This window comes from Streptomyces sp. NPDC047043, assembly GCF_040644055.1.
Taxonomy (GTDB): domain Bacteria; phylum Actinomycetota; class Actinomycetes; order Streptomycetales; family Streptomycetaceae; genus Streptomyces.
Window position 1 is genome coordinate 43,671 of sequence record NZ_JBEYVO010000012.1, and the last position, 22,522, is coordinate 66,192.

Annotated in this window: 24 protein-coding genes and 2 tRNA genes; 16 read left to right on the forward strand and 10 right to left on the reverse strand. The window is 70.7% G+C overall.

Annotated features, from left to right (window positions below; all coding sequences use genetic code 11):
* Positions 1-21 precede the first annotated feature (21 nt).
* From ABZ880_RS19955 to ABZ880_RS19965, 3 genes are all read left to right on the forward strand, one after another.
* Positions 22-95: transfer RNA gene (locus ABZ880_RS19955), tRNA-Met, on the forward strand.
* A 204-nt stretch (positions 96-299) separates the two neighbouring features.
* Positions 300-2,111, forward strand: a complete 1,812-nt coding sequence (locus tag ABZ880_RS19960) for a tetratricopeptide repeat protein (protein ID WP_361264398.1) — start codon at positions 300-302, stop codon at positions 2,109-2,111.
* A gap of 92 nt (positions 2,112-2,203) precedes the next feature.
* A tRNA-Met gene (locus tag ABZ880_RS19965) sits at positions 2,204-2,277 on the forward strand.
* Between the two features lie 59 nt (positions 2,278-2,336).
* On the opposite strand, the gene ABZ880_RS19970 is transcribed toward ABZ880_RS19965, so the two are convergent.
* The 6 genes from ABZ880_RS19970 to hisN all read right to left on the reverse strand — a co-directional run bounded on the left by ABZ880_RS19970 (position 2,337) and on the right by hisN (position 7,127).
* Positions 2,337-3,482, reverse strand: coding sequence for an ABC transporter substrate-binding protein (locus ABZ880_RS19970; protein ID WP_361264401.1), 1,146 nt, complete (start codon positions 3,480-3,482; stop codon positions 2,337-2,339).
* Positions 3,479-4,339 (reverse strand): ABC transporter permease, encoded by an 861-nt coding sequence (locus ABZ880_RS19975; protein ID WP_361264404.1) that lies wholly within the window; start codon positions 4,337-4,339, stop codon positions 3,479-3,481. Before ABZ880_RS19975 ends, ABZ880_RS19970 begins: the two co-directional genes overlap by 4 nt.
* The gene (locus ABZ880_RS19980; RefSeq protein WP_361264407.1) at positions 4,336-5,103 is read right to left on the reverse strand and encodes an ABC transporter ATP-binding protein; all 768 of its coding nucleotides are present in this window, start codon (positions 5,101-5,103) and stop codon (positions 4,336-4,338) included. Before ABZ880_RS19980 ends, ABZ880_RS19975 begins: the two co-directional genes overlap by 4 nt.
* Positions 5,104-5,235: 132 nt before the next feature.
* Positions 5,236-5,652, reverse strand: coding sequence for a Fur family transcriptional regulator (locus ABZ880_RS19985; protein WP_275781022.1), 417 nt, complete (start codon positions 5,650-5,652; stop codon positions 5,236-5,238).
* 106 nt (positions 5,653-5,758) lie between these two features.
* Positions 5,759-6,151: a CBS domain-containing protein gene (locus tag ABZ880_RS19990; protein ID WP_361264411.1), complete on the reverse strand. Its 393-nt coding sequence runs from the start codon at positions 6,149-6,151 to the stop codon at positions 5,759-5,761.
* 175 nt (positions 6,152-6,326) lie between these two features.
* Complete coding sequence (gene hisN, locus ABZ880_RS19995) at positions 6,327-7,127, reverse strand: histidinol-phosphatase (protein WP_361264414.1); 801 nt, start codon at positions 7,125-7,127, stop codon at positions 6,327-6,329.
* Between the two features lie 199 nt (positions 7,128-7,326).
* On the opposite strand from hisN, the gene ABZ880_RS20000 reads away from it, so the two are divergent.
* The 3 genes from ABZ880_RS20000 (at position 7,327) to ABZ880_RS20010 (ending at position 8,934) form a co-directional block, all read left to right on the forward strand.
* Positions 7,327-7,935, forward strand: coding sequence for a TetR/AcrR family transcriptional regulator (locus tag ABZ880_RS20000; RefSeq protein WP_361264417.1), 609 nt, complete (start codon positions 7,327-7,329; stop codon positions 7,933-7,935).
* Between the two features lie 196 nt (positions 7,936-8,131).
* On the forward strand, positions 8,132-8,368 hold the full coding sequence (locus ABZ880_RS20005; RefSeq protein WP_361264419.1) for a hypothetical protein: 237 nt from the start codon (positions 8,132-8,134) through the stop codon (positions 8,366-8,368).
* A 179-nt stretch (positions 8,369-8,547) separates the two neighbouring features.
* Complete coding sequence (locus tag ABZ880_RS20010) at positions 8,548-8,934, forward strand: oligopeptide/dipeptide ABC transporter ATP-binding protein (RefSeq protein WP_361264422.1); 387 nt, start codon at positions 8,548-8,550, stop codon at positions 8,932-8,934.
* Here ABZ880_RS20010 and ABZ880_RS20015 read toward each other — a convergent pair.
* The 4 genes from ABZ880_RS20015 to ABZ880_RS20030 form a co-directional block, all read right to left on the reverse strand.
* Positions 8,900-9,223, reverse strand: coding sequence for a multidrug efflux SMR transporter (locus tag ABZ880_RS20015; protein WP_361264425.1), 324 nt, complete (start codon positions 9,221-9,223; stop codon positions 8,900-8,902). The genes ABZ880_RS20010 and ABZ880_RS20015 overlap by 35 nt on opposite strands.
* Before the next feature lie 76 nt (positions 9,224-9,299).
* A complete protein-coding gene (gene rsgA / locus ABZ880_RS20020) occupies positions 9,300-10,310 on the reverse strand; it encodes a ribosome small subunit-dependent GTPase A (protein WP_361264427.1) in 1,011 nt (336 codons plus the stop codon).
* Between the two features lie 11 nt (positions 10,311-10,321).
* Positions 10,322-11,641, reverse strand: coding sequence for a 3-phosphoshikimate 1-carboxyvinyltransferase (gene aroA, locus ABZ880_RS20025; RefSeq protein WP_361264430.1), 1,320 nt, complete (start codon positions 11,639-11,641; stop codon positions 10,322-10,324).
* A 120-nt stretch (positions 11,642-11,761) separates the two neighbouring features.
* On the reverse strand, positions 11,762-12,484 hold the full coding sequence (locus ABZ880_RS20030) for a M50 family metallopeptidase (protein WP_361264432.1): 723 nt from the start codon (positions 12,482-12,484) through the stop codon (positions 11,762-11,764).
* A 50-nt stretch (positions 12,485-12,534) separates the two neighbouring features.
* On the opposite strand from ABZ880_RS20030, the gene ABZ880_RS20035 reads away from it, so the two are divergent.
* From ABZ880_RS20035 to ABZ880_RS20080, 10 genes are all read left to right on the forward strand, one after another.
* Positions 12,535-13,350, forward strand: coding sequence for an SOS response-associated peptidase (locus ABZ880_RS20035; RefSeq protein WP_361264435.1), 816 nt, complete (start codon positions 12,535-12,537; stop codon positions 13,348-13,350).
* A 19-nt stretch (positions 13,351-13,369) separates the two neighbouring features.
* Positions 13,370-13,999, forward strand: a complete 630-nt coding sequence (locus tag ABZ880_RS20040; RefSeq protein WP_361264974.1) for an alpha/beta family hydrolase — start codon at positions 13,370-13,372, stop codon at positions 13,997-13,999.
* A 258-nt stretch (positions 14,000-14,257) separates the two neighbouring features.
* Positions 14,258-14,941 (forward strand): RNA polymerase sigma factor SigR, encoded by a 684-nt coding sequence (gene sigR / locus ABZ880_RS20045; protein ID WP_344405380.1) that lies wholly within the window; start codon positions 14,258-14,260, stop codon positions 14,939-14,941.
* Entirely contained in the window at positions 14,938-15,249 is a 312-nt protein-coding gene (gene rsrA, locus ABZ880_RS20050) for a mycothiol system anti-sigma-R factor (protein WP_361264437.1), read from the forward strand. Before sigR ends, rsrA begins: the two co-directional genes overlap by 4 nt.
* A gap of 132 nt (positions 15,250-15,381) precedes the next feature.
* Entirely contained in the window at positions 15,382-16,728 is a 1,347-nt protein-coding gene (locus ABZ880_RS20055; RefSeq protein WP_361264440.1) for an HD-GYP domain-containing protein, read from the forward strand.
* On the forward strand, positions 16,725-17,966 hold the full coding sequence (locus ABZ880_RS20060; RefSeq protein WP_361264443.1) for an HD domain-containing protein: 1,242 nt from the start codon (positions 16,725-16,727) through the stop codon (positions 17,964-17,966). The genes ABZ880_RS20055 and ABZ880_RS20060 overlap by 4 nt, the downstream gene beginning before the upstream one ends.
* Before the next feature lie 107 nt (positions 17,967-18,073).
* Entirely contained in the window at positions 18,074-19,054 is a 981-nt protein-coding gene (locus tag ABZ880_RS20065; RefSeq protein WP_361264446.1) for a hypothetical protein, read from the forward strand.
* A 59-nt stretch (positions 19,055-19,113) separates the two neighbouring features.
* The gene (gene def, locus ABZ880_RS20070; protein ID WP_361264449.1) at positions 19,114-19,764 is read left to right on the forward strand and encodes a peptide deformylase; all 651 of its coding nucleotides are present in this window, start codon (positions 19,114-19,116) and stop codon (positions 19,762-19,764) included.
* A gap of 299 nt (positions 19,765-20,063) precedes the next feature.
* Positions 20,064-21,143: an epi-isozizaene synthase gene (gene cyc1 / locus ABZ880_RS20075; protein WP_361264452.1), complete on the forward strand. Its 1,080-nt coding sequence runs from the start codon at positions 20,064-20,066 to the stop codon at positions 21,141-21,143.
* Positions 21,140-22,519, forward strand: coding sequence for a cytochrome P450 (locus ABZ880_RS20080; protein ID WP_361264454.1), 1,380 nt, complete (start codon positions 21,140-21,142; stop codon positions 22,517-22,519). The genes cyc1 and ABZ880_RS20080 overlap by 4 nt, the downstream gene beginning before the upstream one ends.
* The last annotated feature ends 3 nt before the right edge of the window (positions 22,520-22,522 follow it).

Below are 22,522 nucleotides of genomic sequence, written 5' to 3' on the forward strand. Positions count from 1 at the left end.
GATACGGTTGCCGAACAACGACGCGGGGTGGAGCAGCTCGGTAGCTCGCTGGGCTCATAACCCAGAGGTCGCAGGTTCAAATCCTGTCCCCGCTACTGCAGTCGAAGGCCCGGATCCTCAAGGATCCGGGCCTTCGACGTGTGCGAACGCATGTGCCGACCCGGGGGATGGACGTGCCGCCGTGGGGAGTTGGGCGAACTGTGTTTGACTTGTCTCTCTGTGGGCATGTCGACAAAACGCTGAAGTGACCTCACTGGCTGCGGTATACCAGGTGTACCCAGGTTGCAGGTGGTGCGACGATGGACGTTATGGGGGACAAGGCAACTCTGTTCGAGACGGGGCGATTTGTGCAGCCTTCCGAACCGGGCGAAGCCGGGGAGGTGGCTGAGGAGGCCGTCGAGGAAGTTCGTCAGCGGCTCGCCGCCGAGGCCGGCGACGTCGAGGCGATGAGTGTCCTCGGGGCCATGCTGCTGCGCCGCGGTGATCTCGACGGAGCCGAGCCCCATCTGCGTGCCGCCACCGCCGCGGGCGACCGCGCCGCCGCCAACAACCTGGGGGTTCTTCTTCATCAGCGCGGATACGCCGACGAGGCCGCCGGATGGTGGCGGATCGCCGCCGTCGCCGGGTCCGCCGCGGCCGCGCATGCGCTGGGGCGGCACCACCGCGAGCGCGGGGACGAGCCTGCCGCCGAGTACTGGCTGCGGCAGTCCGCCGAGCAGGGGCACGCCCTGGGGGCGTACGCACTCGCCGATCTGCTGGAGCACCGCGGGGGCGGCGGGGCCGAGGACTGGATGCGGGCCGCCGCGGAGCGGGGGCACCGGGAGGCGGCGTACCGGCTGGCGCGCGTGCTTGATCGCCGGGCCGTGGCTGAGGGCGAGGGCGGGTCTGACAACGGTGTCGAACTGCTGGCCCAGGCCGAGCAGTTCTACCGGCAGGCCGCCGCGCGCGGGCACCGCAGGGCCGCGCTGCACCTCGGGGCGATCCTGGAGAAGCGCGGGGAGCTCAAGGAGGCCGGGCGCTGGTACCTGACCTCCGCGAAGGACGGCGAGGCACGGGCCGCGTGCGCGCTGGGCTTCCTGCTGCGCGACGCCGGGGACACCGAGAGCGCCGCCGTGTGGTGGCTCAGGGCCGCGCAGGACGGCGACGGCAACGCGGCCAACGCGCTGGGCGCGCTGCACGCCGAGCGCGGCGAGACGCAGACCGCCGAGCGGTGGTACCGGGCGGCGATGGACGCCGGCGACGACAACGGCGCGTACAACCTGGGGCTGCTCTGCGCCGAGCAGAGCCGGACCGCGCAGGCCGAGCAGTGGTACCGGCGGGCCGCATACGCCGGGCACCGGGAGGCGGCGAACGCGCTCGCCATTCTGCTGCTGCAGGGCGGTGACGCCACGGGCGCCGAGCCGTGGTTCTCCAAGGCCGCCGAGGCGGGGAGCGTCGACGCCGCGTTCAACCTGGGGATTCTGAACGCCGGGCGCGGTGAGGACGCGGACGCGCTGCGGTGGTACGAGCGCGCCGCTGCCGCCGGGCACACGGAGGCGGCGCTGCAGGTCGGCATCGCCCGGCTGCGGGACGGGGACGAGCCGGCGGCCGAGCGGCATCTGCGGTGTGCGGCCGGAGGCGGCAGCGCGGAGGCGGCGTACCGGCTGGCGACCGTGCTCGATGCGCGCCGGCCGCCGGAGCCCGCCCATGAGCTCGGGGAGCCCGCGCACGAGAAGAGCGAGTGCGAGGAGTGGTACGAGCGGGCTGCTTCCCAGGGGCATCGGCGTGCGCAGGTGCGGGTGGGAATGATGGCGGCGGCCCGGGGGGACGTGGTGGAGGCGGCCCGGTGGTACCGGACGGCGGCCGAGGCCGGGTCCCGCAACGGCGCCTTCAATCTCGGACTGCTGCTGGCCCGGGAGGGGAGTGAGCCCGAGGCCGCGGTGTGGTGGACGCGGGCCGCCGACGCGGGGCACGGGCGGGCGGCGCTCCGGCTGGCCCTGGTCTACGCGCGTCGGGGAGAACTGGCGGAAGGACAGCGGTGGGCGGACCGGGCGGTGACGCTGGGGCCGGCGGCGGTGTCCGAGCGGGCCACGCGGCTGCGGGACGCTCTGCGGCAGGAGCTGACTGCGTAAGCGGTGGCAGACTGCCTGCAGCCGGGGCCGTCGAGGCCCCGGAAAGCGATTTGCTTCTGGCCGCGTCCTTCACGTAACGTTCAGTTCACCGACGCGGGGTGGAGCAGCTCGGTAGCTCGCTGGGCTCATAACCCAGAGGTCGCAGGTTCAAATCCTGTCCCCGCTACTCAAGGCCAAGGGCCGGAGTCCAGTCACTGGACTCCGGCCCTTGGTGTATTCGCGGAACTACGGGATGTGTCCCACCGCTTCTTCGTACAAGGCGCGGTTCACCGTCTTCGACTCCGGGACCGGGTCTCCCTGCTCGGCGCCCTGGGCCGCGTAGGCGGACTGCAGGCGGGTCGTGGTGTTCTTGCGGATCTCCCAGTCCATGCGGAGGGGCGGGGTGGACTTCAGGATCGACTTGTCGATTTTCAGGAGCTTGGACAGATATGTGACGAAGCTCGCGTCCTGTTTGTAGTTCGACGCGAAGTACGTGTTCACCGTGCGGATGTAGGCCCTGAGCAGGGCCACGCCCGCGTCCACGTCGTCGTTCAGCAGCGTGCGGCCGTACAGCATGCCGCCCAGTGGTTCGCCCGGCGGCTGGCCGCCGAGGAAGGCGTAGCCCGCCTTGCCGTCGACCTTGCGCCAGACCGGGTCCAGGAGCCAGGCCGAGTCGACGCCGCCGTTCTGCAGCGCGGTGAGGACGTCCGCGGAGCCCAGCTGCCGGTACTGGATCTTGTCCAGGCCGCCGCCGTGCCGGGCGAGGGCCTTCTGCATGGGGTACGCGATCACGGAACCCTTGCCGATCATCGTGCCGAGCGTGCGGCCCGCCATCGGGACCTGCGTCGCGGTCTCGCCCTTCTTCAGCCGTGCCCACAGGCCGCTCTTCGACTTCGGGTCCGGTGAGAAGTTCCCCGCGACCCACTTGATGTCGAAGCCGCCCTTGATGCCGTTCATGACCGCCGCCTCCGGGGCCGCCCAGAGCGCGTCGATGTCGCCCTTGGCCAACAGCGGCAGTGCGTCCGGCGTCGGCAGCACCTTGAGCGTGACGTCCAGGCCCTCCGCCTTGAACTCGCCCTTGTCCAGCGCGACTTCGAGCGGGGCCACGTACTCGGCGCTCAGTGTTCCCGTCGCGATCGTCAGCTTCCGTGTCCTGGGGAGGGGCTGTGCGGCGGGGGCGAGCGCCTCGCAGCGGGCCGGTACGCGGTCCGCCGAGAGGTCGGCGGGGTTTGTCCAGGACGTCTTGCCGCAGCCGTCGACCGGGCGGATCGTGCGGGCTCCGGCGCCTGCCTTCGCTCCGGTGTCGTCCGAGTACGGTGACGAGGAGCAGGCCGCCGACGCGAGCAGCGCGGCGACCATGGCGACCGCACCGCCGTACGTGCGCCTTCTCATGACTGGCCCCTTCCGCGGTCGCGTGGTGCCCATGGGGTCAGCAAGCGGCCCGCGATCCGCACCAGTTCGGAGAAGAGCACCCCGAGTACGGCCACGCAGACGATGCCGACGAACATCACGTCGTTCTGGAACAGTGCGCGGGAGTCGAAGATCAGGTGGCCCAGGCCGTTGGTCGCGGCGATCTGTTCCGAGGCGACGATCACCAGTACCGCCACGCCCGCCGCAATCCGCGCGCCGACCAGGACGGAGGGGAGCGAGGCGGGCAGCAGGACGTGCCGGAACATCTGCCAGGGGGAGGCCCCGAAGACGCGGCCCGCGTCGCGGTGGCCGGACGGGACCGCGATCACCGCCGACATCGTGGAGATCCAGACGAAGAAGAAGACCGTCGCCGCCACCAGGGCCACCTGCGGACCCTCGCCCAGGCCGAACATGTTGAGGAAGATCGGCAGCAGGGCCAGCTTCGGGACGACGTACAGGGCGTCCAGGAGGGGCTCGAGGGCCGCGCGGACCAGGGACAGGGAGCCCATCAGGAGGCCGAGCGCGTAGCCCGCCACCGTACCGATCGCATAGCCCGCCAGGACGCGCTTGAGCGTCGCCCACACGTCCGGCCACAACTCGCCGGCCGCGGCCCGGTCCCAGCCGTCGGCGAGGATCGTGGACGGGGCCGGGTAGACGCGGCTGTCGATCCAGGCCCGGGCGGCGGCCAGCTGCCACAGGAGGACCAGGAGGACCGGGACGGCTGCCGCCAGGGACACCTCCAGGGCCCGCCTGCGGCGGTGGGCGCGTACGGGGTGGAGTTCCTCCGGGCCCGGGCGGCGTACCAGGACCGATTCCCGGTCCGGGGCAATGGTGGTCATGCCGGTGCAGCCTCCTTCCGCAGCAGGTCCCACAGCTCGCTCTTCAGGGCCGTGAACGAGGGCATGGTGCGTATGTCGCCGGTGCGCGGCCGCGGGTACGGCGGGCGGTGTTCGGCGATGATCCGGCCCGGGCGGGCGGACATCACGAGAACGCGGTCGCCGAGGACGATGGCCTCCTCCAGGCTGTGCGTGATGAACAGCGTTGTGGTGCGGGTCGTTTGGGTGAGCTCCAGGAGTTCGTCCTGGAGGATCGTGCGGAGTTGGGCGTCGAGCGCCGCGAACGGCTCGTCCATCAGCAGGAGTTCGGGCTCGACGGCGAGCGCACGGGCTATCGCCACACGCTGGCGCATGCCGCCCGACAGGGTCGCCGGGTAGGCGTGGGCGAAGTCGGACAGGCCCATACGGGCCAGCCAGGTGTCGGCGCGTGCGTTCGCCTCGCGGCGCGGGACGCGGCCGATGTCCAGGCCGAAACGGACGTTGGCGCGGACCGACTTCCAGTCGTAGATGCCGTAGTCCTGGAAGATCATGGCCGCCGGACGCGGGCTGTCGGTGCGGATCGTCAGGGTGCCCGTGCTCGGGCGGAGCAGGCCCGCGGCGATGCGCAGCAGCGTCGACTTGCCGCAGCCCGACGGGCCGACCAGGCAGACGAACTCGCCCGGGGCGACGGTGAGATCGAGCGGGCCGAGGGCGTCGACGGTGTGGGGTGGACGGCCGAAGGTACGGGTCAGATCGGTGGCGTGGAGTTTTGGGTGCGGATCTCCCACGGTTGCTCCTTGCGGAGTTCGGTACGGAGAGGGGGGTGCCGCACGACGATATGACGGACCGTCAGATTCGGGAAGCCTGTAGACAGCACGAAGCCCCGGCGCCCAGAAGGGGCCGGGGCTTCGGTGGAAGTGCTACGCCGCCGCGCAGTTCGGGCAGATGCCGCGGTAGGTGACCTCGACGTCGGAGACCTTGAAGCCGAAGCGCTCCGAGTCGGGGAGGTCGGCGAGCGGGTTGCCGCTCGGGTGGACGTCGCGGATCGCGCCGCACTGGGCGCAGACCAGGTGGTGGTGCGGCCGGTGCGCGTTCGGGTCGTACCGCTTGGCGCGCTTGTCCGTGGAGACCTCGAGCACCTCGCCGAGGGAGACCAGCTCGCCGAGGGTGTTGTACACGGTGGCCCGGGAGATCTCCGGCAGCTTGGCGACGGCCCGGGAGTGGACCTCGTCGGCCGTCAGATGGACGTGTTCGCCGTCGAGGACCTCGGCCACGACACGCCGCTGCGCGGTCATCCGCCATCCGCGGCCGCGCAGTCGTTCCAGAAGGTCGCTCATGAAGCCCAGCCTAACAGCAGGGGGACCATTTTCCGAACAGGTGTGAGTTTGGATGCCTGCTCGACTTGGATCAAGTCCAATGTAGTTTTCTGGTCCCCCTGCGTGCTCAGGCGGGCACGTGCTGTCGGGCCGGCGCCCAGCAGCGGATGATGTCGCGGACCGAGACGATGCCCGCGGGCTCGCCGCGGTCGAGGACGATGAGGTGGCGGAAGCCGCCGTGGGCCATGGCGTGTGCCGCCTCCTCCAGCGTCCAGGACGGGGCGGCGAAGACGACGTCGTTGGTGGTGTGGGCGTGGGCGCGTTCGGAGTCCGGGTCCTGGCCGAGGCCGACCGAGTTGAGGATGTCGCGTTCGGTGAGGATGCCGATGCCGCCGGCGTCGGGGTCGAGGACCACGGCCGCGCCGACCCTGCGTGCGGACATCAGGGCGGCGGCCTGGCGGAGGGTGTGGTCGGGGCCGATGGTCAGAACCACCGTGCTCATGGCGTCGCGGACGAGCATGGACGGAGCCACCTCCAAAGGAATCCACTTTGTTCAGGGATTCACAAGTTCACAAGTGGGGGGACTCTCAGAGTCGCAGGTAAAGCGGGGGTCAACAAGAGGGCGCGTGCGGCCAATTGAGGGCGCACGCGCTCATCTGTGTCTTTACGGGTACTGCTCAGTAGCGCCGGGTGGATCAGTAGCGCTGGTTGAGATACCCCAGCAGCTCGTCGTGGAGCAGGCCGTTCGACGCGGCCGCGTTGCCGCTGTGCGGGCCCGGGCGGCCGTCGAGGCCGGTGAAGGAGCCGCCCGCCTCGGTCACGACGATCGCGTTGGCGGCCATGTCCCACAGGGAGAGCTCCGGCTCGGCGCAGATGTCGACCGCGCCCTCGGCGACCAGCATGTAGGGCCAGAAGTCGCCGTACGCGCGCGTGCGCCACACCTCCCGGGTCAGGTCCAGGAAGCCGTTCAGGCGGCCCCGCTCCTCCCAGCCGGAGAGCGAGGAGTACGCGAAGGAGGCGTCCTGCAGCTTCGAGACACGGGAGACGTGCAGGCGGGAGGCCGAGGTGAGGCTGCGGCCGGTGAACGCGCCGTGACCCTTGGCGGCCCACCAGCGGCGGCCCAGCGCGGGGGCGGAGACCACGCCGATGACGGGCTGGTAGCCGCCCTCGGCGGCCTCCGTCAGGGAGATGAGCGTGGCCCAGACGGGGACGCCCCGTACGTAGTTCTTGGTGCCGTCGATCGGGTCGACCACCCAGCGGCGGGGGCCGGTGCCCTGGACGCCGTACTCCTCGCCGAGGATCGCGTCCCGGGGGCGGGAGCGCTGGAGGTGGCCGCGGATGATTTCTTCCGCCGCCTTGTCCGCTTCGCTCACTGGAGTCATGTCCGGCTTCGTCTCGACCTTGAGGTCGAGGGCCTTGAAGCGCGACATCGTTGCCGCGTCGGCGGCGTCCGCGAGGACGTGGGCGAAACGGAGATCGTCGAGGTAGTCCGGCATGGAACGAACGCTATCCGGCGAGGTCGGCACGGGGCCACCGGGCCTTGCTCACGGTTTGGCCGCACTTGGCGGCACACGGTGATCGACGGGGTGGCGGCACACGGTGCCCGAAGGGCGCCCCCGAGTGCGCTCGCGAACCCTTGACAGTGCCCCCGTGCGCGTCAAATCTGGGCGCAGAGCCGCTCGCCCCAGGGAGGCGATGATGCCTGCAGCGCGGGAATCCCTACTGGACGCCGCGTACACGGCGCTGGCGCGCCGACCGTGGTCCGCCGTACGGATGGTGGACGTGGCCGCGGCGGCCGGAGTGTCCCGGCAGACCCTCTACAACGAGTTCGGCAGCAAGGAGGGCCTTGCCCGGGCGCTGGTGAGAAGGGAGGCGGACGGCTATCTCGCCGGCGTCGAGCGTGCGCTCGCCACGCACGGCGACGCCCGCGAACGGCTGACCGCCACCGCCGAGTGGACCGCGGCCACGGCCCGCGAGAACGGGCTCGTACGGGCCATGCTCACCGGCTGCTGGAGCGAGCGCCTGCCCTCGCCGACGCTGTCCGCGGTGCCGTCCTCCTCGGCCGTGCCGGCGCAGCGGCGGGCGGACGGCCCGCTGCCCTCGCCCAGCGACTTCGTGGCGATCGTCCGCGACCGGGCCGTGGCGGTGCTGGCCGGGCCCGGGACGCCCAAGTCGGACGCCGCGGACCTGGCCCGCTCCTGCGAACTGGTCGTCCGGCTGGCGCTGTCGTGCGTGGCGGCGCCGCCGGGTGAGGGCGGGGTGGGGGAGCTGGTGCGGACGGCGCTGCCGCGGCAGATGGTGTGACGGCTGCCCGATCCGACCAACTACGTGAGCCGGTCGGCCACTTCAGGCGGCTCACCTTCGGGTAGTCGCGGTCCGCCAGTCGGAGTTCTCCAGGTCGGAACGTTCGGCGAGATCTCCGGCCGCTGGTAGAGCGGGATGGAGTGGCCGAGGGCCCAGCTGCGGGACGCGCTCGACCCGACCTCGAAGGGGCGTCCCGATGAGTTTGCTGCGTCCACTGCTCGAAGTGAGCGGTCCGGACGTCGACTTCGACGCCAGACCGGCCGTGCGGGGGGTCGGCCTCGCACTGGAGCGGGGCGAAGTCCTGGGCCCGGTCGGGGAGTCGGGGTCCGACAAGTCGGCGACCGCGCCCGCCGCGTTCGATCTGCTGCCGTGCAACGCCGTCGGACGAGGCTCCGTACGGCTCGACGGGCAGGAGCGCGTCGGCGCCGGGTAACGGGAGTTGACCCGGATCCGCGGCAACCGCGGCCATGGTTTTCCAGGACCCGCTGGCCGCGTCCACGCCCTCCACCGCAGCGCCAGCGCATCGGCATCGCCCGCGCCCTGTCCGTCGAACCGGAACTCCTCGTCCTCGACGAGCCGGCCTCGGCGCTGGACGTCTCCGCCCAGGCAGGGGTGCTGGAGCTGCTGCAGCGCCTCAAGGAGGAACTCGGCCTCGGCCGTACGGTCGAGGCGGGCCCCGTCGACGAGGTCTTCGAACGCCCCCGCCACCCCTACACCCAGGCCCTGCTCTCCGCAGTACCCCAGCCCGACCCGAAGCGGGAACGAGGGCGGCAGCGGACGCGGAGCCTGCTGCCCGGCGATCCACCGAGCCCGACCCTCCGCTGCGACGGCCTGCCGCTTCCATGCGCGCTGCCCGCTGTACGCCACGCTCGCCGAGGAGGAGCGGAAATCGGTGTGCCCATGAGGTGCCGGAGTTCGACGGGGACGGGGTGGCGTGCCACTTCTCGCGCGTACGCCAGGTCGTCTAGTGGGAGGAACCGGAGAGCTGCAGGCCGATGACGCCCACGATGACCAGGCTGATCGAGACGATCTTCAGGGTCGACACCAGGTCGCCGAGGAAGATCATGCCGTAGATCGCCGTGCCCGCAGCGCCGATACCGGTCCACACCGCGTAGGCGGGGCCGACGTCGAGTTTCTTCAGGGAGAGGGTCAGGAGGCCGAAGCTGCCCAGGGCGAAGATGCAGAACGCGATCGTCGGCCACAGGCGGGTGAAGCCGTGGGAGAGCTTGAGGCACACGGCGAAACCCGTTTCGAGCAACCCGGCCACCACCACCAGCAGCCACGCCATGTGCTGTCCTCCCGTATGTCCGGCTCGGTGCGATTATGCACTTACCGGACTCGCGGCCCCACAAACAACGCGGAGGTCAGTCGCCCTCCTTGCGCTCCCTCGTCGCCAGCAGCCGGCGCAGCGAGTACAGGCGCGCCGGATCCGCGTGGCCCTCGGCCACCCACTCGTCCAGCGCGCAGTCCGGCTCGTCGTGACTGCAGGCGCGGGGGCAGCCCTCCGTGCCGGGTTCGAGGTCCGGGAAGGCGTGGATGACACGGGACGGGTCGATGTGGTGCAGACCGAAGGACCGTACGCCCGGGGTGTCGACCACCCAGCCGCTGGTGTCCGGCAGGGGGATCGCGCGCGCAGACGTCGTGGTGTGCCGGCCGCGGCCCGTCACGGCGTTGACATGGCCGGTGCTGCGCCGCCGCTCCTGCGACACGAGCGCGTTGACCAGGGTCGTCTTGCCCACGCCGGAGTGGCCGACGAACGCCGTGATCTTGCCGTCCAGTTGCTTGCGTACGCGCTCCACCGCGTCTCCGCTCTCCAGTTCCTCGCGGCTGGTCACGACGTAGGGCACACCCAGCGTCCCGTACAGCTCCAGGAGTTCGTCGGGGGAGGCCAGATCCGACTTGGTGAGGACCAGCAGCGGGGTGAGCCCGCCGTCGTACGCCGCGACCAGGCAGCGGTCGATCAGGCGCGGGCGCGGCTCGGGATCGGCGAGGGCGGTGACGATCGCCAGCTGGTCGGCGTTCGCCACGACCACGCGCTCGTACGGGTCGTCGTCGTCCGCCGTGCGGCGCAGCAGCGAGGTGCGCTCCTCGATGCGGACGATCCTCGCGAGCGTGTCCTTGTTGCCGGACAGATCGCCGACCAGGGCCACCCGGTCGCCGACCACCGCCGCCTTGCGGCCCAGTTCGCGGGCCTTCATCGCCAGTACGATCCGATCGTCGACCAGGCAGGTCAGGCGGCCCCGGTCGACGGTGAGGACCATGCCCTCGGCGGCGTCCTCGTGCTTGGGCCGGATGTTCGTACGGGGCCGGTTGCCCTTGCGGTTCGGGCGGGAGCGGATGTCGTCCTCGTCGGTGTGCTTGCCGTAGCGGCGCATGGCGGAAGTCCCTACGCCCCGAGCATCCCGGTCCACAGGTCGGGGAAGTCCGGCAGGGTCTTCGCCGTCGTCGCCACGTTCTCGATCTGCACGCCCTCGACCGCGAGACCGATGATCGCGCCGGCCGTCGCCATGCGGTGGTCCTCGTACGTGTGGAAGATCCCGCCGTGCAGCTTGCGCGGGCGGATGTGCAGGCCGTCGGCGGTCTCGGTGACGTCACCGCCGAGCTCGTTGATCTCCTTGGTGAGCGCGGCCAGCCGGTCCGTCTCGTGCAGCCGCAGGTGGGCCACGCCCCGGAGGGTGGACGGTGAGTCCGCGAGGGCGGCGACCGCCGCGATGCCCGGGGTCAGCTCGCCGACCTCGCCCAGGTCCACGTCGATACCGTGGATCGCACCCGAACCGGTGAACTCCAGCCCGTACTCGGTGAGTTCGCAGGAACCGCCCATTTCGGTGAAGATCTCCCGCAGCTTGTCGCCGGGCTGGGTGGTACGGGCCGGCCAGTCGGGGATCACGACCTTGCCGCCGGTGACCAGGGCGGCGGCGAGGAAGGGCTGCGCGTTGGACAGGTCGGGCTCGATGGTCAGGTCCCGGCCGAGCAGCGCACCCGGCGTCACCCGCCACACGTTGGGCTCGCCGCCCGACTCCGGGGTGTCCACCTGGGCGCCGACCGCGCGCAGCATGTCCACGGTCATACGGATGTGCGGCAGGGAGGGCAGCGAGGAGCCGACGTGACGGACCTCCACGCCCTGGTTGAAGCGCGGGCCGGACAGCAGGAGGGCGCTCACGAACTGGGAGGACGAGGACGCGTCGATCTCCACGGGGCCGCCGTCCAGCGCCCCGCCCCCGTGCACGGTCAGCGGCAGCGTGCCGCGGGCGTCGTCGTCGATACGGGCGCCGAGGACGCGCAGGGCGTCGATGACGCCGTTCAGGGGGCGCTCGTACGACCTCGGGTCGCCGTCGAAGCGGATTTCGCCGTCGGCGAGGGCGGCGACGGGGGGCAGGAAGCGCATCACGGTGCCGGCGTTGCCGACGTCGACCGTGGCCGGGCCGTGCAGGCCGGTGGGGAGGACGCGCCAGGTCTCGCCGGTGCCGTCGGGGCCCACGCCCTCCTCGATGGCGACGCCCATGGCGCGCAGGGCGCCGGCCATCAGCAGGGTGTCGCGGGAGCGGAGGGGGCGGCGCAGCCAGCCCGGTTCGCTCGCCAGGGCGGCAAGGACGAGGGCGCGGTTGGTGACCGACTTGGACCCCGGCACGTGGACCGTCGCGTCGACGGCTCCGCTCGCGTGGGGGGCGGGCCAGAGGGCGGTTTGTGCGGCGGGGTTTTGGGCCATGGGTTCACTTTAGTAGCAGGGGGTTGTACAGGCCGTCGTACGGGTGCGGCGCCATCGTGGCTGGTCGCGCGCCGCGGCGGAGCCGCAAATTCACAGTCCCGCGCCTCTGAAGGCAGCTGGTCATACCGCCAGCAACCAACGTCCCCCACCTATGAGCGAGCACAAGCTCACCGCGTGGAACAGGAACAGCCAGAGTCCCGCCGGTACGTGTGTGAGTCGCGACAGCTGGTCCGCGTCCGAGTCCCCGGCTCCGCCCCGCATCCTCTTCGCCTGCAGCTCGAACGCCGGTCGCACCCCGCCCACCAACAGGAACCACACCACCGCATACGCGAACGCCGCCTGCACCTGCGGTCCCGCCAGCCACGACACCAGCAGGAACGTGCCGCCCGTCAGCACCACCGTCAGGGCGCCGTACGCGTTGCGGATCATCACCAGCATGGCCACCAGCAGGGCCGTCGCCAGCCACAGCAGCAGGGTGATGTGGCCCGCGGCGAGCAGGGCCGCACCGCCGAGGCCGAGGAGTGGGGGAGCGGTGTAACCGGCGGCCGCGGTGAGGATCATGCCGAGGCCGTGCGGCTTGCCGCGGCTGACGGTGAGGCCGCTGGTGTCGGAGTGCAGGCGTATGCCCGTGAGCCGGCGGCCGGTGAGGAGCGCGACCAGGCCGTGGCCGCCCTCGTGGGCGATGGTGATGGCGTTGCGGAAGAGGCGCCACAGACCCTGCGGGACGATCACGGCGAGCGCGGCGACGAGGGTCGCGATCACCACCCACATGTCGGGGTCGGGCTGGGTGCCGAAGACCCTGTCCCAGAGGGAGGAGAGCGAGGCGATAGCGGTGCTGTCCATTGTCGGCGGTGGCTCCCGTAGGTCTCGTCGAATCTGGCAGTGTGGCACGTATGTGCGGACGGTATGCAGCAAGTCGTGGGCCAGAGGATCTCGCAGGAATCTTTGAGATCGAGAAGTGGGAGCCGGAGGAGACCCTGGCGCCCGACTACAACGTGGCCCCGACCAAGGAGGTCTACGCCGTCCTCGACCGCCCTCTTAAGGACGTGGCGGACCCGCGACCGGTTCGGCAGCTGCGGAAGCTGAAGTGGGGGCTCGTGCCGAGCTGGTCGAAGACCCCCGAGGGCGGGGCGCGGATGATCAACGCCCGCGCGGAGACCGTCCACGAGAAGCCGTCGTACAAGAAGGCCTTCATGTCGAGGCGCTGCATCATCCCCGCCGACGGCTACTACGAGTGGGTCACCGGCAAGGGCGAGCGGGACCTGGAGGTCGAGGGGAAGAAGAAGCGGCCCCGCAAGCAGCCCTACTTCGTGCTGCCCGCCGACGGGTCGGTCTTCGCGATGGCCGGGCTGTACGAGTTCTGGCGGGACAAGACCCTGCCGGACGACCACCCGCAGTCCTGGTGGGTGACCTGCTCCGTCATCACCACGGAGGCCGAGACGAGCCCCCTCGCCGTGGCCCCCGCCGAGGGACCGCACGCGCTCGCCGAGATCCACCCCCGGATGCCGCTGATGCTGACGCCTGACCGCTGGGACTCCTGGCTCGACCCCTCCCGCACCGACCTCGACGACCTGCGCGATCTCCTCGCCCCGCCCCCGCCGGGCCTGATGCGCGCCTACCCGGTCTCCACGGCCGTCAGCAACGTCCGCAACAACGGCCCGGAGCTGCTGAAGGAGCTCGAGGGCCCCGAAGAGGGCACACTTTTCTGACGTGACGAACGAGTCCGACGTGACGACCGAGATCATTGGTACGGATGCCGGGGATGCCCGCATCACCTGGCACCACGCGAAGAAGCCCCGGCTCGTGCTCGCGGTGAGCCACGGCGCCGGTGGTGGCATCGAGGCGCGGGACCTGCAGGCGCTGGCCGCGGTGCTGCCCGGCCACGGCGTGAGCGTGGCGCTCGTCGAGCAGCCCTGGCGGGTGGCCGGCAAGAAGCTCGCGCCCGCGCCGAAGACGCTGGACATCGGGTGGCGGGGCATCTGGCCCGCGCTGACCGGGCAAGGGCTGCCGGTGATCTCCGGCGGCCGCAGTGCCGGCGCCCGTGTCGCCTGTCGTACGGCCGTCGAGCTGGGCGCCCGTGCCGTGCTCGCGCTCAGCTTCCCGCTGCACCCGCCGGGCAGGCCCGAGAAGTCCCGCGCCGAGGAACTGCTCGGCTCCGGGGTGCCCACGCTCGTCGTACAGGGAGGCAACGACCCCTTCGGGAGGCCGGAGGAGTTCCCCGAGGGGACGTACGAGCTGGCCGAGGTACCCGACGGCGATCACGGGTTCGCGGTGCCGAAGCGGGCCGCGATCACCCAGGAGGACGCCGTGGCGATCGTCACGGACTCGGTCGTGAAGTGGGCCGGGTCACTCGGGTAAAGGCCCGGGAATGTTGCGGACCGTACCTCTGTTGAGGCGGACAGAAGTGCTGAACCACCAGCACCGATCGTCGTAGGAGAGGAAGTCCGCCGCATGGGTTCGACCATCTGCCCGAGCCGCAGCAGCCGCACTGACCTGGACTGGACGGTGCTGACTGCGGCCAAGACCACCCCTATTCGAGGGGCGGCGGGGACGGGTAGTCGTCTATCCTCCGATTCTGGTGGGACCGGTTTCGGTGCTGCCCGGAATCTTGAGGAGGTGGGTCCGGTCACTGGGATCGACGCAGGGACCGACAACGGCCAGGCGGAGCTGCCCGAGGGCCAGGGCATCAGCGCGGAGTCGACCGCTCAGCGCAGCGCGCGCTTCGAGCGGGACGCGCTCGAATTCCTCGACCAGATGTACTCGGCCGCGCTGCGCATGACGCGCAACCCGGCCGACGCGGAGGACTTGGTGCAGGAGACGTACGCGAAGGCGTACGCGTCCTTCCACCAGTTCCGCGAAGGCACCAACCTCAAGGCGTGGCTGTACCGGATCCTCACCAACACCTTCATCAACTCCTACCGCAAGAAGCAGCGTGAGCCGCAGCGGTCGGCGGCGGAGGAGATCGAGGACTGGCAGCTCGCCCGTGCCGAGTCGCACATGTCGACCGGTCTGCGCTCCGCGGAGTCGCAGGCGCTCGACCACCTGCCGGACTCGGACGTGAAGGAAGCACTCCAGGCGATCCCCGAGGAATTCCGCATCGCCGTGTACCTCGCCGACGTTGAGGGCTTTGCGTACAAGGAGATCGCGGACATCATGGGGACACCCATCGGTACGGTGATGTCCCGGCTGCACCGGGGCCGCCGTCAACTGCGCGGCATGCTCGAGGACTACGCGCGCGAGCGCGGACTGGTCCCGGCCGGCGCCGGAGAGTCGGACGAAGCGAAAGGCTCGGGCTCATGAGCTGCGGAGAGCCGCACGAGACGGACTGCAGTGAGGTACTCGACCATCTCTACGAGTTCCTCGACAGTGAGATGCCGGACGTCGACCGCGACAAGTTCAAGCAGCACTTCACGGAGTGCTCGCCGTGCCTGGAGAAGTACGGCCTGGAGCAGGCCGTGAAGAAGCTGGTCAAGCGGTGCTGCGGCCATGACGACGTGCCGAGCGACCTGCGCGCCAAGGTCCTGGGGCGGCTCGACCTGATCCGCTCCGGGCAGGCCGTGCCCGAGCACGACATCACCGCGTCGCCCGTGACGCCGCAGGAGTCCTGAACTCCCGCGCGCGGTCCACGAACGGGCTGCCGTCACTCGAACGTGCTAATCCGCGGTTCATAAGCCCGCGGACTCCCCCGCTGCCGCTCTAGGCTCATCCGCCTGAGCAGACACGGCCGGGGGAGGGGCGTGATGGAGGCGGTTCCGGCACGGGCACGTGCGTACGTCGCCTGTACGGTCCTCGGCGCCCTCGGGTGCCTGCTTCCGCTGCCCAGGACCTACACCCCCTGGTGGGCGGTCGTGCTGCTCGCCGTGGTCTACGCCGGCTGTGAGCAGGCCGCCGCCCGCTGGCGCTTCGCCGGAACGTTCTACCCCGTGCTGCTCGCCGGGGCCTTTCTGCTGCCGCCGCCGGCCGCCGCGCTCGTCGCGCTGCCGGGTGCGCTGCTCTCCCCGGTCGAGCAACGCCCGTATGCGCTACGGCGGATCTGGCGCGCCGCCCAGCTGACGCTCGGGGTCTGGGCGGCCGGGCAGACGCACTGGGCACTGGGCGGCCGGGACGCGGTCGTGGCCTGCGACTTCCCGTACGCGCTGGTGCCCGCCGGGGCCGCGGTCCTCGCCTTCTGCCTGGTGCTCACCGCGCTGGACGGCGGGATCCGCGCGCTGGCCACGGGGGCAGCGCCCGCGCCTTCGGGGCGGCGGGGGAGCGCGCCGGTGCGGCGGGCCTGGCGGGGGCTGTTCCTGCGGACCCTCGCGCCGGTCGCCGTGCACGGGCTCGCCGGGTTGATGATGGCCGTCCTGTGGCGCAGCCCGTACGGGCCCGTCGCCGCGCTGCTCGTGCTGCTGCCGATGTGCGTGTCCTGGTGGGTGTTCGCGCAGTACCACCGGGAGCGCGCCGCCCACCAGGCGACGATCCGGGCGCTGGTGCAGGCCGTCGACATCAAGGACGGCTACACACGCGGGCACAGCGAGCGGGTCGGGCAGGCGTCGATGATGATCGCGCGTGAACTCGGCATGGACGACGCGCGGGTCGAGGTGCTGCGGTTCGCCGGGATCCTGCACGACGTGGGCAAACTCGGCGTCCCCACAAGGCTGTTGAGGAAGAACGGCCCGCTGACTCCCGAGGAGCGGCGGGTGATCGAGCTGCATCCCGAGTACGGGCACGAGATGGTGCGCGGAATCGGTTTTCTGGGCGAGGCCCGGGCCGCCGTACTGCACCATCACGAGCGGCTCGACGGGAGCGGATACCCGTACGGGCTGATCGGGAGTCAAATCCCGGAATCCGCGAGGGTGGTGGCCGTCGCGGACGCCTTCGACGCGATGACCTCCACGCGCTGCTACCGGCGGGCCCGGCCCGTCCCGGTCGCCCTGGAGGAGCTGGAGCGGTGTGCGGGCGCGCAGTTCGACCCGAGGATGGTCGCCGCGCTGGTGCGGGCGCTCGGACGGGAGGGGTGGCGTCCGGCGGTGACGGCCGACGAGGAGCGGGTCGACATGGTTCCGGCCCAGTCCGTCTCGTCCAGTCGGCCGGGAGCCCCCCGATGACCTCGCGCCCGCCGCTGCTGGTCCTCATCCACACCTGTGCGGGCCTCCTCGCCGCCGGCTCCCTCGCCGTCACGCTCTGGACCGGTCTGGAGGAACGCTCCACCGCCCTCGCCTTCGGGGTGCTCATCACCGTCGGCGAGCTCGACCGCTGGACCGGCGCCCGGGTCAGGGAGGCCGCGCCGCTCGGCGCCGCCGGGGCGCTGTCGTACGCGCTGCTCGGGGAGGACGCCGGGCAGCCCACCCACCACGGGGTCACACAGGTCGTCGCCGTCGTGCTCGCCGCCGCACTGCTCGGCAGCGTGCCGCACATCGCGCGCGGGCAGGGCCCGGTGCTCGACCATCTCGCGCGGCGCGTGCTCACCGTCGGGTTCGCCGCCGTGTGCTTCCAACCCCTGTACAACCGTGGGGCGTTCGAGCAGTGGCGAGGGCCCGCGTACGCACTGCTGCTCCTGGCCCTCCTCGCGCTGACCGCCCTGTGCGACGCCGTGCTCGCGGCCGCACTCGCGCGCTCCCGGACCGGGTGGCCCTTCGGCCCGCTGCTGCGGGACGAGCTGCACGCCCTGCTCGGCATCGGGTCGGCCGTGTGTGCGACGGGCGCGGTGATGGCCCTCGCGGTGGCCGTGGTCGGGCTGTGGGCGCTGCCGGTGTTCTCGCTGCCACTGCTGCTGACCCAGCTGTCCTTCAAGCGGTACGCCGCCGTACGCACCACCTACCGCCAGACCATCACCTCCCTCGCCCGCGCCACCGAGATCGCCGGGTACACCCCCGCCGGGCACGCCCGCCGGGTGGCGACCCTCAGCCGGGCCGTCGGGCGGGACCTCGGGCTCACCCGGCCCGAGCTGACCGTGCTGGAGTACGCCGCCCTCATGCACGACATCGGGCAGCTCAGCCTGGTCGACCCGGTGCCGGCGGGCGCCACCGCCGTACTGCCCGCGGCCGAGCAGCGCCGGATCGCGCTGCTCGGCGGGGCCGTCGTACGGCAGACCGGGGTCGACGCCGCGGTCGCCGTGGTCGTGGAGCGGCAGGCCGACCCCTACCGGGAGCAGCCGCTCGCCGCCCGGATCGTCAGGGCCGTCAACGCCTACGAGGAGAAGGCGCGGGACGCCGGGCCGGGCGGGCCCCTGACGGCCCTGGAGGAGCTGCGCCTCGCGACCGCCGGGGACTACGCTCCGGAGGTCGTGGAAGCACTGGCCCGGGTCCTGGCGAGGGACTGTCTGACCGTCCCTGCGGCTGGGTAACCCATGGGTAATGAGCGCCCTTCCAGCCGCACGTGGTTGGATGCGAATGAGAGGGTGTCCGGGGGCAGCACAGCCAGCCCACTCCAAGGAACTGGCAGGCGGGAATCGTGAGGATCTTCGGCAAGGGACGGCACCGGCCCTCCGCCTCCTGGCGGCAGGCCACAGATCGCGCCTTCACGCTGATCGGCGACGGCCGGTACGAGGACGCGGGCGCGCTGCTGACACGTGCCGCCGACCTGGAGCCGTGGCTGTCCGAGTCCTGGTTCAACCTGGCCCTGCTGCACAAGTTCCGGCACGACTGGGAACAGGCCCGCGCCGCCGGCCTGCGCGCCGTCGCGCTGCTCGACCGCGAGACCGGCGCCCCCGACTGGTGGAACGTCGGCATCGCCGCCACCGCCCTGCAGGACTGGCCGCTGGCCCGGCGGGCCTGGCAGGCCTACGGGTTGCGGGTGCCGGGCGCTGCCGCGGCGAACGGCGAGCCGCTCGGGATGGAGCTCGGCAGCGCGGCCGTACGGCTGTCCCCGGAGGGGGAGGCCGAGGTGGTGTGGGGGCGGCGGCTGGACCCGGCGCGGATCGAGGTGCTGTCGATTCCGCTGCCGTCTTCCGGTCGGCGGTGGGGTGAGGTCGTACTCCATGACGGGGTCCCGCACGGTGAGCGGACCACGGCGGCCGGGCACGCCTATCCCGTCTTCGACGAGATCGAGCTGTGGGCGCCGTCTCCGGTGCCGACGTGGGTGGTGCTGCTGGAGGCGGCCACCGAGGCCGACCGGGACGCCCTGGAGCAGCTCGCCGCGGACGCCGGCTTCGCCGCCGAGGACTGGTCGTCCTCCGTGAGGCTGCTCTGTCGTATGTGCTCCGAGTCGCGGATGCCGTCCGACGAGGGCGACGGGGAGCACCTCGATCCCCATGACCACAGCGAACCCGGTCACCCGGGTCCGCTCGGACACAGGACCGACGGGCAGTTGTGGGTGCCGGAGCGGGAGTGTGGCGTCGCGGCGCCGGCCTCCCTGGTGAGGGGGCTGCTGGACGGGTGGGTCGCGGACAGTCCTGACTCGCGGGACTGGCGGGATCTGGAAGAGGTCTGCTGACCGGTCCCCGTACCCTGTATCAGCAGCGACCCCAGGTTTTCAGGAAGGCATACGTCGGCATGGCGCAGCAGGACACCGATCAGCAGCACGCGGGCGTGCTCCCCGTGGACGACGAGGGCTTCGTCATCGACACCGAGGAGACCGAGGAGCGCGAGAACGCCTGGCGCGAGGCCGGCACCTCCAGACCCATCACGGTCGTCGGGAACCCGGTGCTGCACAAGGAGTGCAAGGACGTCACCGACTTCGGCGAGGAGCTGCAGCAGCTGGTCGCGGACATGTTCGCCAGCCAGCGCACCGCCGAGGGCGTGGGCCTGGCCGCCAACCAGATCGGCGTCGACCTGAAGGTCTTCGTCTACGACTGCGGCGACGACGAGGGCGTCCGGCACGTGGGCGTCGTCTGCAACCCCAAGCTCGTCGACCTGCCCGCGGAGAAGCGCCGCCTGGACGACAGCAACGAGGGTTGCCTGTCCGTGCCCACCGCATACGCGCCGCTCGCCCGTCCGGACTACGCCGAGGTGACCGGGCAGGACGAGAAGGGCAACCCGATCAAGGTCCGCGGCACCGGCTACTTCGCACGGTGTTTGCAGCACGAGACCGACCACCTGTACGGCTACCTCTACATCGACCGCCTGTCCAAGCGCGAACGCAAGGACGCGCTGCGGCAGATGGCCGAGAACGAGCCCCGCTACCCCGTCGTCGCCAACGACTGAGACCTCAGGGTCATCCCCAGTGCTCACAACTCCCATACGTACGGCGTCTGTTCAGGCTTAACTCCCCGACCAGGCGCCGTTCGTCTGTCCGTCGCACGTTCGATCGGATGTGTGCTTGTAGCGATCCATAATCAGTCACACAAGGGGAGATTCTCGGCACCTCGGGGTAGTGAGTGAAGCAAATCCGTTCCCAGAACGGTCAGTTGTGGTGCTGAATGGGAAGTGCGGGGATACGCAACGGCGCACGCCCGGCACAGCGGGAGGGGTGTGTGCAACTGGCGGCTGAGAGGGGTTTGTTCGTGCCTGTTTTCCCACACAGCACCACAGCGACCGCGATCGCGGTCCCACCATCACTCTCTCTTCCGGTGATCGAGGCCGCGTTTCCCCGACAACTGCACCCGTATTGGCCTCGATTGCAGGAGAAGACGCGCACCTGGCTGCTCGAGAAACGGCTCATGCCGGCGGACAAGGTGGAGGAATATGCCGACGGACTTTGCTACACCGACCTCATGGCCGGGTACTACCTGGGCGCCCCCGACGAGGTGCTCCAGGCGATAGCGGACTACAGCGCATGGTTCTTCGTCTGGGACGACCGCCACGACCGTGACATCGTCCACCGGCGGCCGACCGCCTGGCGCCGGCTCAGGCTCCGCCTGCATGTGGCCCTCGACTCCCCCCGGGACCACCTGCACCACGGCGATCCCCTGGTCGCGGCGTTCGCGGACACCATGGTGCGCCTGTACTCGTTCCTGCCGCGGACGTGGAACGCCCGCTTCGCCCGGCACTTCCACACGGTGATCGACGCGTACGACCGGGAGTTCCACAACCGCACCGAGGGCATCATCCCGACGGTGGAGGAATACCTCCGACTCCGAAGGCTCACCTTTGCGCACTGGATCTGGACCGACCTGCTCGAGCCGAGCGCCGGATGTGAACTCCCGGACACCGTACGGAAACACCCGGCATATCGGCGGGCGGCGCTGCTGAGCCAGGAATTCGCCGCCTGGTACAACGACCTCTGCTCGCTCCCGAAGGAAATAGCGGGCGACGAGGTGCACAATCTCGGAATCAGTCTCATCAAATATGAGGGGCTGACTCTGGAAGAGGCGGTCGCCGAAGTCAGGCGACGCGTCGAGAAATGCATCTCCGAATTCCTCGTCGCCGAACTCAGCGCATTACGGTTCGCCGACGAACTCGCCGACGGCACCGTGCGGGGAAAAGAACTGAGTGCCGCCGTAAGGGCCTGTGTCTGCAATATGCGGAACTGGTTCAGCACCGTCTACTGGTTCCACCACGAGTCCGGCCGTTACATGGTCGACAGCTGGGACGACCGGTCCACGCCCCCGTACGTCAACAACGAAGCGGCAGGTGAGAAATGACCGTCGAGTCCGTGCGGCCCGAACCGCAGATATATGCGGAATCCGAGCTGCGTGAGCCGCCCCTCGCCGGCGGCGCCGTACCGGTCCTCGGCCACGGCCTGAAGCTGGTGAGCGATCCGCTGGCCTTCATGTCCCGGCTGCGCGAGTACGGCGACGTCGTACGCCTCAAGCTCGGCCCCAAGACGGTGTACGCGCCCACCACCCCCGCGCTCACCGGAGCCCTCGCACTGAACCCTGACTTCATCATCGCCGGCCCGCTGTGGGAGTCCCTGGAGGGACTGCTCGGCAAGGAGGGCGTCGCGACCGCCAACGGCCCCCGCCACCGGCGCCAACGCCGCACCATCCAGCCCGCGTTCAAGCTCGACGCGATCCCCGCCTACGGCCCGGTCATGGAGGAGGAGGCGCACGCCCTCACCGAGCGCTGGCAGCCCGGCGAGACGATCGACTGCACCTCCGAGTCGTTCCGCGTGGCCGTCCGCATCGCCGCCCGCTGTCTGCTGCGCGGCGACTACATGGACGAGCGCGCCGAGCGGCTGTGCGTGGCCCTCGCCACCGTCTTCCGCGGCATGTACCGGCGGATGGTCGTCCCCCTCGGCCCCCTGTACAACCTGCCGCTGCCGCCCAACCGCAAATTCAACCGGGCCCTGGCCGACTTGCATCTGCTGGTCGACGAGATCGTCGCCGAGCGCCGGGCGTCTGGTCAAAAGCCGGACGATTTGCTGACGGCATTGCTGGAGGCGAAGGACGAGAATGGCGACCCGATCGGGGAACAGGAGATCCACGATCAGGTCGTCGCGATAGTCACCCCGGGCAGCGAAACCGTCGCGTCCACGATCATGTGGCTGCTGCAGGTCCTCGCGGAACACCCGGAACACGCGGACCGGGTGCGCGACGAAGTCGAATCGGTCACCGGTGGTGTCCGTCCGGTTGCATTCGAGGACGTCCGCAAGCTCAGGCACACCAACAATGTCGTCGTCGAGGCCATGCGTTTGCGCCCCGCCGTGTGGATATTGACGCGGCGGGCGGTGACCGACACGGAACTCGGTGGCTATCGCATTCCGGCCGGGGCCGACATCGTGTACAGCCCGTACGCGATCCAACGCGATGCGGAGTCGTACAAGGGCAACCTGGAGTTCGACCCGGACCGCTGGCTTCCGGACCGGGTCAAGGACGTGCCGAAACACGCCATGGCGCCGTTCAGCGTCGGCAATCGCAAATGCCCCAGCGACCACTTCTCGATGGCGCAGCTGAGCCTGATCACGGCGGCGCTGTCGGCCAAGTACCGCTTCGAGCAGGTGGCCGGCTCCAACGACAGGACCCGGGTCGGGATCACGCTGCGGCCGTACAGGCTGCTGCTGAAGCCGGTGCTCCGGTGACGG